The organism is Deinococcus hopiensis KR-140 (assembly GCF_900176165.1).
GTDB lineage: Bacteria > Deinococcota > Deinococci > Deinococcales > Deinococcaceae > Deinococcus > Deinococcus hopiensis.
Window position 1 is genome coordinate 65341 of record NZ_FWWU01000008.1, and the last position, 9574, is coordinate 74914.

Annotated in this window: 10 protein-coding genes and 2 pseudogenes; 3 read left to right on the forward strand and 9 right to left on the reverse strand. The window is 57.6% G+C overall.

The genetic code is table 11. From position 1 onward, the window contains the following. Positions 1–128 precede the first annotated feature (128 nt). The 3 genes and pseudogenes from B9A95_RS33555 to B9A95_RS37055 form a co-directional block, all read right to left on the reverse strand. Positions 129–353 (reverse strand): integrase core domain-containing protein, encoded by a 225-nt coding sequence (locus B9A95_RS33555; RefSeq protein WP_170928570.1) that lies wholly within the window; start codon positions 351–353, stop codon positions 129–131. Next, the gene (locus B9A95_RS10735; RefSeq protein WP_139806675.1) at positions 328–972 is read right to left on the reverse strand and encodes an IS3 family transposase; all 645 of its coding nucleotides are present in this window, start codon (positions 970–972) and stop codon (positions 328–330) included. Before B9A95_RS10735 ends, B9A95_RS33555 begins: the two co-directional genes overlap by 26 nt. A 218-nt stretch (positions 973–1190) precedes the next feature. Continuing rightward, positions 1191–1280 (reverse strand): annotated as a pseudogene (locus B9A95_RS37055) (hypothetical protein); the annotation flags it as partial. Positions 1281–1997: 717 nt separating this feature from the next. On the opposite strand from B9A95_RS37055, the gene B9A95_RS10750 reads away from it, so the two are divergent. Beyond that, on the forward strand, positions 1998–2390 hold the full coding sequence (locus B9A95_RS10750) for a hypothetical protein (protein WP_084047266.1): 393 nt from the start codon (positions 1998–2000) through the stop codon (positions 2388–2390). A gap of 275 nt (positions 2391–2665) precedes the next feature. Here B9A95_RS10750 and B9A95_RS10755 read toward each other — a convergent pair whose 3' ends face one another. Both B9A95_RS10755 and B9A95_RS32070 read right to left on the reverse strand, forming a co-directional pair. Beyond that, on the reverse strand, positions 2666–4048 hold the full coding sequence (locus B9A95_RS10755; RefSeq protein WP_245808252.1) for a replication initiator protein A: 1383 nt from the start codon (positions 4046–4048) through the stop codon (positions 2666–2668). Positions 4049–5161: 1113 nt separating this feature from the next. After that, a complete protein-coding gene (locus tag B9A95_RS32070; protein ID WP_139806677.1) occupies positions 5162–5884 on the reverse strand; it encodes an Ig-like domain-containing protein in 723 nt (240 codons plus the stop codon). A gap of 134 nt (positions 5885–6018) precedes the next feature. On the opposite strand from B9A95_RS32070, the gene B9A95_RS10760 reads away from it, so the two are divergent. Beyond that, positions 6019–6318 (forward strand): transposase, encoded by a 300-nt coding sequence (locus tag B9A95_RS10760; RefSeq protein ID WP_084045091.1) that lies wholly within the window; start codon positions 6019–6021, stop codon positions 6316–6318. Continuing rightward, positions 6315–7166, forward strand: coding sequence for an IS3 family transposase (locus B9A95_RS10765; protein WP_084047268.1), 852 nt, complete (start codon positions 6315–6317; stop codon positions 7164–7166). Before B9A95_RS10760 ends, B9A95_RS10765 begins: the two co-directional genes overlap by 4 nt. 209 nt (positions 7167–7375) lie before the next feature. Here B9A95_RS10765 and B9A95_RS10770 read toward each other — a convergent pair whose 3' ends face one another. The 4 genes and pseudogenes from B9A95_RS10770 to B9A95_RS36580 all read right to left on the reverse strand — a co-directional run bounded on the left by B9A95_RS10770 (position 7376) and on the right by B9A95_RS36580 (position 9466). Further along, positions 7376–7987 (reverse strand): RCC1 domain-containing protein, encoded by a 612-nt coding sequence (locus B9A95_RS10770; protein WP_212648307.1) that lies wholly within the window; start codon positions 7985–7987, stop codon positions 7376–7378. Between the two features lie 89 nt (positions 7988–8076). Beyond that, a pseudogene (locus B9A95_RS10775) lies at positions 8077–8787 on the reverse strand (IS6 family transposase). 175 nt (positions 8788–8962) lie between these two features. Next, entirely contained in the window at positions 8963–9172 is a 210-nt protein-coding gene (locus B9A95_RS36575; protein WP_342744581.1) for an endonuclease NucS domain-containing protein, read from the reverse strand. Positions 9173–9259: 87 nt separating this feature from the next. Next, positions 9260–9466: a hypothetical protein gene (locus B9A95_RS36580; protein ID WP_342744582.1), complete on the reverse strand. Its 207-nt coding sequence runs from the start codon at positions 9464–9466 to the stop codon at positions 9260–9262. Positions 9467–9574: the final 108 nt, after the last annotated feature.

Sequence of the window (9574 nt, forward strand, 5' to 3'; positions counted from 1 at the left end):
TGGGGACGAGCTGAACCTCATTGACCTTGCAGAGTCGCTGCCCCTGGGGGGCAGCGAGCAAGAGGGTGGATTTGATCCGGATACGGAAATGCCTGGAGTGAACCCAATCGAGCGGACCGCAGGGCAAGTCACATCTGGGCGGTAGTGTAGCGGGCGGCGAACTCGGCGGGTGGAACGTACCCCAGGCTGGAGTGCAGTCGGCGACGGTTGTACAGGTCCGCAATAAAGAACTCGATGTGTCGTCGAGCGTCGTCCAGATCGACGTATTCTTGCAGATCGACCTCCTCAGTCTTCAGGGTCTTGTAGAAGCTCTCCATTTTGGCGTTGTCATAGGGATTGCCTGTCCTGGACATACTTGGCGTGATTCCTGCGGACCGCAAGCGGTCCACGTACACCCGACTGGCGTATTGCACGCCCTGGTCCGAATGGTGCAGCAGACCGGGGGGCAGGACAACGCGCTGCAAGCGCGTTGTTGAGCGCTGCCAGCGGTAAATCTGCGTCCAGAAACTTTGACATGGACCAGCCCACCACCTCACGGGTAAAACCGTCCAGCACGCAGGCCAGGTACACAAAGCCTTGGCGGACTCGCACGTAGGTCAGATCGGCTTGCCAGACCTGATCTGGCCGTACTGGGACGACTTCGCGTAGCAGATTTGGGAAGCGCTTCTCGTTGTGGTTGGAATCGGTTGTCGCCCGATAGCGGCGCTTCGGGCGGCAGAGCAACCGGCGTTCCCGCATGACTCTCAACACGCGCTTGTGGTTCACTGGGCGGCCTCGTCGGGCCAACTCGCGGGTGACACGCCGATATCCGTATCCGTCGAACTCCACCACTACGGCCTCAATGTCCTGGGACAACGCCTGATCGGCGTCCATCTCCTCCCGGCCCTGCTGTTCGTAGAACCACGAGCGATTAACCCCGTGCAGCTCACACAGACGACGCACCGACACCTCTTTTGGGCGCGCTCCGCGCATCCTCGATCATTTGGTGCCTTGTTTCGAGCGGTACGTCGCCAACGACTTTTTTTAGGATTGTGTTCTCCAACGACAACTGCCCGCAAAACCGTTCCAACTCGGCGATTCGCTGTTCCAACGACTGGTCGGGCTTGGCCTGGTCGGTGAAGGCCATTTCCCCCACGCACCTCGACCTCCTTCCGCCAGCGGTGGATCAGACTGGGCGAGAGAGCGTGTTCTCGGCAGAGCTGAGCGGTCGTCTTTTGACCCCCGTCAACTTGATTCACGATGTCGAGCTTGAACTCACGGCTGTGGGTACGTCCGGGCATACGGGCTCCTTCGGTGCCGTCAGCCTACGGGCTGACGGGGACGAAGTGCTTGGCCTCTTGGTCCGCTCCTAAGGGTTCAGTCCAGCCACCCACAGACCCGGAGCCACGTCATCAATTGGGTATCGCAAAAGCCTCGATCTGCCAACAGACGGACTTCAGAGATCCCTAAGAAATCAAGCATCCCCTTGACCTCGGCCAGGACACCAAGCAACTGCGCTGTACTCACCTGAGCGCTGGAATGCTCCAAGACCCGGGAGACGAGCGGTACCGCTCGTCCACGGAACAGTACTGCCACACGAATCAGACAAAACCGCTCGAACAACACGCTGGTGTCGAGCGCCAATACCAAGGTGTGCTGGCCCCAATCACGCAGAGCATGGGTGATCAGAGGACCATAGATGTGTCCCGAGTCGATGGCTGGACAATCCAGCCATCGACGATAACGGCGTTCCGTGCTCTGAGCGAATGTCGCTCTGGAGTGAACATGAGGGACCCAGGCTGGCAGGGAGGGACACTGGGAGAGCAGCAAGCCCGTGACCATCCAAGCCAACGTCTGCGCATTTCGGCGGTCATTCCACAAGCACGACTGAAGATGATGCAGCACGGCCTGACACAGCTTCCCAGCATCTGACTGGGTGTGCATGGCGGGATGACCGCCATGCTGCAGGGTAGATTCAGGCAGACGAAGAAGTGGCATAGAGCCGGTAGAATTCTGCCGTGGAGTTCGAAGATCAATACGGTTCGGCACTCATGAATATTGAACTGGCCGTCATGGATGTCTATCTGCAGCATCCCCAGTTGTTAGATGCGCAGGTCGATGCAGGTCTGGGGGCGTTGATCTCCCGCTACAAAGCAGAATTGCTGGGACGCGAAGTGAGTCCACCTCAGTTGCCCCAGCGACCCTTGTTGGTCTTCGAATCGGTCCGAGACACGACGGAACTGATGCTGGGCCGTCCCGATCAAGTGATGGATACCATCACCTTGGAAGAGACCGTGACGTGCTTACAGCGTATTCGCAAATCCGTCAATTTCTGGACCAAGCGCAGCGGCAAACAGGGCTACCTCAAATTCGTCCGCTCGCAACTTCATCCCGCCGCGACCGACTCATAAATTCTGTCAGGCCCTCAGGGGCCAGACCTCTTCAAGGAGTTCCCATTCGGCATCCGTTACGTCGGAGTCGTAGGTTTCAAAGGGCATGCCTCAAGGTAATGAGCCACCATGAGAACTAATCCATTTCCAAAACGCCCTCTAGTACTACAGTTGCAGTTGGCGATTGCGTCTCTCAAACGCGGGAATTCTCGGGAGGTGACTGGTGACAGAAAGCCCTTGAACAACAGGTTCCTGGAGCAACTGTAACTGTAGTACTAGTCACTGATAAAGACCGTTCAGGGGATCTGGAGCGCGGCGCGCAGTTCATCGGCATAAGCGTCGAGCGTTCCAGAGGCTTTGGCAACCGCCGCTGCGCTCGTGACGTCACCCGCCTCCGGCTGCCCGATGATCAGTCCCATGCGCAGCAACGCGTATTCGCTACTCGTGAAGCGGTCACGGAGCAGGAACTGCATGGTTTTGAGCGCGGAGTCCACCCGGTCTTCGAGAGACAGCGCAGGCTCGGCCCTGGCGGACTGCGCCAACGTGGGCATTGGAGTATGCCGTGATTTTATTGCCAGCGTGCTCGGTTCGGGGTATTTGCCCTCGGTGTCCCGAATGACGTCCACCAGGACGCCTGAATGGTTGCGTGGCTTGTACCCGTTTTCGAGGAGACCCTGAAATTTCCCCAGGCGCAGCTGCACGTGTTCTTCCCCAAACTCATCCACCAGACGGCGCGCGACCGACTGTGAGATGCGGTGACGCATCAAATCTTCGACCACAGGAGAGACGCTGACAGGCGTAAGGGAGACGGGATCATGTCCGGTGAAGCGGTACGTCAAACGTTGGGTCTTCCCGCGGCCTTCGTAGGTCACCGCTTCCAGATACTGCCTGTCTATAAGCTCGTCATGGGCGCTTTTGAGGGTGCCGCGAATTTTGTTGGTGCGCTGATCGACGATTTTACAGGCCGCTGCCCAATCCACCAGATTGACCGTAAACGACTGCATGGGTGTCAGGGGATTGTCGGGGGGATAGCGGCGCGCATCCAGGAGGCGGTACAGCGCCCGCGTGAGCGGTCGGTCCAGACTCGTCGCGAACTCGTGATCCAGTGGCTTGGTGTACTTCGCGCGGATCGAGCGCACGATCGAATCGGCCAACCGGATCTTGATGACGCTGGAACGCTGAAGCCCGCTGTCATCCTTGTGACTCGTAAATTCAAGCTCCGAGAGGTAGTTGAAGGTCACGGTCGTCCAGTGACCACGCTTATGATCGCGCCAGGCTTCTGAAGCAATGTACGTGGCCGTGCGCAGGCGAAAAAGTGTTTGCCGTAGATTGTGGTAATACCGTCCGGCGTCAGGAAAGCCGGCGCGCTTCAAAATCTGATAGGCGCTGGTGTGCACGATCCCGTTTTCAGGACTGCCGCTCTCTACGAAAAGATCAACGATGGCGGTCGCGATGTCACCATCAAGCCCATGCGGCACGCCTCCGTATTTTGGTATGGCGTCGCAGGTGAGACTTGCCGGGCGACCGTCGACTGAAAAATGTTCGGTCCAGGAGGTAAAGGCCTCTGGAATCCGCTCTTGAATGCTGATCAGCCCAAGGCGGCTGACATTCGCCTCGTCGATCCGCGTGACATGTTCGAGAGGAGCAGGCGGCAGTTTATCACCCCGTTTAATACCCACCGCACTGCCTCCTGGGAATGGAATCCCGCACATCATAATTGGCCGGGATCCCAACTGCTATACCGTACAACTCAGGCGATTGGGCTGCTTCGCGGCCCGTACAACTCAGGCGATTTTACAGTGACGGGTCGAGAAAGACGTGCCGAAGCGGAAATTTCCAGATGGTCCAGCCTGGCTCGGCGGCACCGTACTACTCAGGCGATCCATCATCTTGGTCCCGTACAACGCGAGCGAAATACCGTGCAACTCAGGCGATTGGGCCTTGCGCCTTCCCGTACAACTCGGGCGATTCCGGAGCAGACGTACCGTACAACTCGGGCGATCGGGCCTTACACCTTCCCGTACAACTCAGGCGATTCCGGAGCAGACGTACCGTACAACTCGGGCGATTCAGTCTTTCTCTTCCCGTACGACTCAGGCGAAACGCCCGTACGACTCAGGCGATTGAGTCCTGTTGTCCCCGTACTACTCAGGCGAAAAACGCAGAAAAGGCCGTGTTTGTCGAGATACCCACCGCCCCTTGATGATGATCATCATGTTTTTTAAGATCAAAAACTCAATAAAAATCAACATCATATGTTCTGAGGGTTGGAGACCCTGGCGCTCCTTGCGGTCAGGATTGCCCTGGAGGCAGGGCAACAGGTGGCGTCAGGTCCAGCTTCCTTCTCAACCCCTGAATACGTTCACAGCATGGGGTCCTGCGCTCCCTCCGTCTGAGCCTGGCCTGTTTTCTGCTCTGTCACTTCGAGCGCCTGGACCAAATCGGGTCAGGCCAGGCGGATTCCGCCTGGCCTGACTGGGGTGTGCTCGCCTGACACGTGCGCATGAAGTGTGCCGGCTGGGTGCCGCTTTTTGAACTCAGGAGGACGCGGGAACAGATTCTGGCCGTCTGGAACGACGATCAGCACCATGCCGCCTCAACTGATGAATTTCAGTCAACCACCCTCACTGAATTTTGAGAAAGAGTCCAAGTGCGACTAATTCAGGTGTTATTTTAAACTCATCAGAGTAGGAGATAGATACTTATGCCCTTGACCCTTTGAAACGACATGTAAAAGCGTCTTTTCCAAGTTGATCTCAATCAGTTGGGATTCACGATATTACAAGCCGGAATCAATCTTCTTCTATAATGTCATTCTTGGGCACCGCTTTCGAAACTTGCCTAAAAAACAAAAAGGCGCTCCTATTACTGGTTTGGACAAACTTCTCGTCGAGAGTACCATCTCCAGCAAAGTACAATCTATTCGAAGTATCTAATTTTAAAACAATATTTTTTGCATTAACAAAATTTTCTTGGTAATTTATGCCATATGCCATATTCATTTCTAGATTATTTCGTTCTCTAATTTCACCCAGCTGAGCCAAGCCCTGAGCCACAAATGATTTTCCTTGAACTTTCCCGTACCGTCCCACTGCGAAGGTGCGTCCGTCCTCCGTCTTTTCATCATCAAAAACCAGAGTTCCACTAAAGCCGATAATCTCGCCTGGTGCAATATCATATTCCCAAACTCCTTCATACAAACTATGAATATTGATACTCTGCGTTGTACTTGTCTGTCCAATATTTCCGCTAGAGTCATAGGCTTTAATTGAAAATACGGCTTCTCCATTATCAAGCTGTGTTGCTTTGAACGAGGTTGCGTATGGTGCATCGACATCTGTGGCAATCAAAGTGCCATCTCGGTAAAACTCTACCTTGGTGATACCATTTGAATCAGCCGCTGTGGCTGTTAAGACCAAAGCTCCTGGCTTCTCTGGCACTTGAGTAGAGATGGCCACTGTAGGAGGCGTAGTGTCAACCTCAGGAGGAACTGTCGAGGGAGGAATGGGAGACATGGGAGGCGTGCATGCACTTAGGAAAAATCCGACTATTGGAAGAAAAGCTCTGGACTGACCCCTTAGGACCGGACCAAGAGGCCAAGCACTTCGTCCCCGTCAGCCCGTAGGCTGACAGCACCGAAGGAGCCAAGATGCCCGGACGCACCCACAGCCGTGAATTCAAGCTTGACATCGTGAACCAGATCAATGGGGCTCACAAGACGACCGCCCAGCTCTGCCGAGAACATGCCCTGTCGCCCAGCTTGATTCACCGTTGGCGGAAAGAGGTCGAGGCGCGAGGTGAAGCAGCGTTCACCGACCAGGCCAAACCCGACCAGTCGTTGGAACAACGAATCGCCGAGTTGGAACGATTTTGCGGACAGTTGTCGCTGGAGAACACGATTCTAAAAAAGTCGTTGGCGACGTACCGCTCGAAAAACGGCATCAAATGATCGAGGATGCGCGACTCGCGTATCCCCAGGTGTCGGTACGTCGTCTGTGCGAGCTGCACGGCGTCAATCGCTCGTGGTTCTACGAACAGCAGGGCCGGGAGGAGGTGGACACCGATCAGGCGTTGTCCCAGGACATTGAGGCCGTGGTGATGGAGTTCAACGGGTACGGATATCGGCGTGTCACCCGCGAGTTGGCCCGACGGGGCCGCCCGGTCAATCACAAGCGCGTGTTGCGTGTCATGCGGGAACGACGGTTGTTGTGCCGTCCCAAGCGCCGCCACCGGGCGACGACGGATTCCAACCACAACGAGAAGCGCTTTCCCAACCTGCTGCGTGACGCCGTTCCGGTACGGCCCAATCAGGTCTGGCAGGCAGACCTGACCTACGTGCGAGTCCGGCAAGGCTTTGTGTACCTGGCCTGCGTGCTGGACGGTTTTACCCGTGAGGTCGTGGGCTGGTCCATGTCAAAGTTCATGGACGCGGATTTGCCGTTGGCAGCGCTCAACAACGCGCTTTCGGCGCGTTGTCCTGCTCCCGGTCTGCTGCACCACTCGGACCAGGGCATGCAATACGCGAGCCGAGTGTACGTGGACCGCTTGCGGTCCGCAGGAATCACGCCAAGCATGTCCAGGACAGGCAATCCCTATGACAACGCCAAAATGGAGAGTTTCTACAAGACCCTGAAGACCGAGGAGGTCGATCTGCAAGAGTACGTCGATCTGGACGATGCCCGGCGACACATCAATTTCTTTATTGCGGACCTGTACAATCGCCGCCGACTGCACTCCAGCCTGGGATACGTCCCACCTGCCGAGTTCGCTGCCCGCTACACTGCTACCCAGATGTGACTTGCCCTGCGGTCCGCTCCATTGGGTTCACTCCACTCTTTTTTTCATCCTGGTCACTTTAGCAAGCAAGAAGACAGGAGGTGACTGTAAGTGCCTGGTGGTCCGGTAGGGAAGTGCGTTGGGAACAGGAGGAGCCTGAGGGCGGAACTGGACGATGCCCCGTGGCCCTTCATCCCCAGTCCTCACGGGCGCAGGAGCACACGAGGCGCTCACGGCACCATGCCGGTGACGCCAGTCGGGACATTCGTCTCACCAGCGGAGTTCTCCTCCCCGGCGACGACCGTCCCGTCCGATTTTAAAGCGAGGCTGTGGGCGTCACAGGCTGCGATGGCCACCACACTGCTCAGGCCAGCCGGGACAATCGAAGCCGGAACACTCGTCTGACCAGTGCCGTTCTTTCCCCAGGTGACGACTGTGCCATCCGCTTTTAAGGCAAGGCTGTGGAGGAAACCGGACGTGATCGCCACTCCACCGCTGAGACCAACCGGGACACTCGCCTGACCAGCATCGTTCCTCCCCCAGGCGACGACCGTCCCATCCGCTTTTAAAGCAACGCTCTGCAACGAACCTGCCGCGATGGCCACTACACTGCCCAGGTCAGCCGGGACACTCGTCTGACCAAAGTCGTTCTTTCCCCAGGCGACGACTGTGCCATCCGCTTTTAAAGCGAGGCTGTGCTCAAGACCACCTGCGATGGCCACCACACTGCCCAGGTCAGCCGGAACACTCGTCTGACCCCAGGCGTTCCTCCCCCAGGCGACGACTGTGCCGTCCGCTTTTAAAGCGAGGCTGTGATATTCACCTGCCGCGATGGCCACCACACCGCTCAGCCCCACTGGGACACTCGGTTGTGGCAAGTTGTCGACCTCAAAGAAGCAGAGGGGAGCCGAGCACGCAGGCGGCCTGAACTTCAGGCCGCCTGTTGCACGACCTGCTGCCACATCTTGAAGGCCTCTTCTTTGTGAGAACGGCGCTGGGAAGCAGGGATGGTGGAGCGAGCGGAATGGTGAAGGTTCGAGACTCAGGCGTGCAGGTCGAGGAAGCCCTGCGCTCGTTGTCGTGACCTGAACCCCCACTGCTGACGTTCCTGCCGTCGTGTGGGGCGGTGGGATTGCTCGATCAGAGTGTTGCAACGGGCAGTGGAGATCACCTGGACGTGCTCCACGCTGTGGAACACGGGGAGTTCACGCAGGGGCGCACCAGAGCTCCAGAGCTTGTCGGTGTGAATGATCTCCGGCACGTCGTACTCACTCAGCAGCCAGGAGAAGAACGATTTGGCGGCTTCCGTGTCTCGGTGTTGCTGCAACAAGACGTCCAACACGGCGCCGCGTTCGTCGACCGCCCGCCACAGCCAGTGTTTGACACCACCGACGTCCACGCACATTTCATCAAGGTGCCACCGGGAACCACGTCGTGGTTCCCGGCGAAGGAGGCTCTGGGCGAAGAGATGGCTGAAGTTGATGCACCACGTGCGGATGGATTCACGCGTCACGCAGATGCCCCGCTCCAGCAGAAGTTCTTCGACACCGCGGTCGCTCAGGGGAAATCGGTGGTAGAGCCACACGGCGTAGCCGATGACCGCGAGGGGGAACCGGTCGCCGGGGAGCTTCTGACCGCTCAACACCGCGTCACCCTACCCCAACAACTTGCCACAACCCATTCCACTTGTGGCCGTACACCCGTGGAATAAGCGTCGAGCGCCTGCGTCTGGGCTTCGGTTGCCATTGCGCTGTGCTGACCCAGGTTGTCGAGCAGGCCGTTGCCCCATTTGGGAGAGGAGGCTGTCTGGCTCCTGCTCAGAAGGTGTACGACGACCACCCGAGATTTCCGTCCCGCTGGGGACGGCGTTGTAAGGCGCCGAACTGGCCCTGCTGGTCCTGCGCGTACAAATCAATACCGCCCGAGTCCACGAGCAGTTCGCGGTTCAGGATACGTAAGCCGGGCTCGATGAGGTCAGGATTTCTTGCCAGCGCTTCCTGCAGGTCTGCCTCTGATCCCGCGAGCACAAACCCCCGCTTCCTCGGTCAACGCGAGCGCGAGAGCAAGTGCAGGTTCCAGGAACACCATGCGCACCAGCCCGTTCGGACTCCGCCTTAACGCGAGTAGCACGCACTGCCCCCATCCTCCACAAAAGCGGTCAACTCATCCGTTTTCGGGTGCCAATTCATCGGCTTGACGCCCTTTGGGGAATGAATCTGCACACTCCCATCTCGCTTCAAGAGCAGCAGGTACGGCCCCATATCCGCCGTGCTCATCGCTCGCCCGTGATACGTCACTTCCGCCAGCCCCGCCACTTGCACCAGACACTCCCGGGTCCGCGTTTGGAGACAGCAACAGCTCCCGAACTATCGCGTTCTCCCTCTCCATCCTGCCCTTATACAAACACACTTACAGTACGTAAAGAGCAG

Excerpts from the sequence above, each read along its gene's own strand:
- B9A95_RS32070 (WP_139806677.1), bottom strand. The coding sequence starts at position 5,884 with ATGTCTCCCATTCCTCCCTCGACAGTTCCTCCTGAGGTTGACACTACG.
- B9A95_RS10735 (WP_139806675.1), bottom strand. The coding sequence starts at position 972 with ATGCGCGGAGCGCGCCCAAAAGAGGTGTCGGTGCGTCGTCTGTGTGAG.
- B9A95_RS33555 (WP_170928570.1), bottom strand. The coding sequence starts at position 353 with ATGTCCAGGACAGGCAATCCCTATGACAACGCCAAAATGGAGAGCTTC.
- B9A95_RS10760 (WP_084045091.1), top strand. The coding sequence starts at position 6,019 with ATGCCCGGACGCACCCACAGCCGTGAATTCAAGCTTGACATCGTGAAC.
- B9A95_RS10765 (WP_084047268.1), top strand. The coding sequence starts at position 6,315 with ATGATCGAGGATGCGCGACTCGCGTATCCCCAGGTGTCGGTACGTCGT.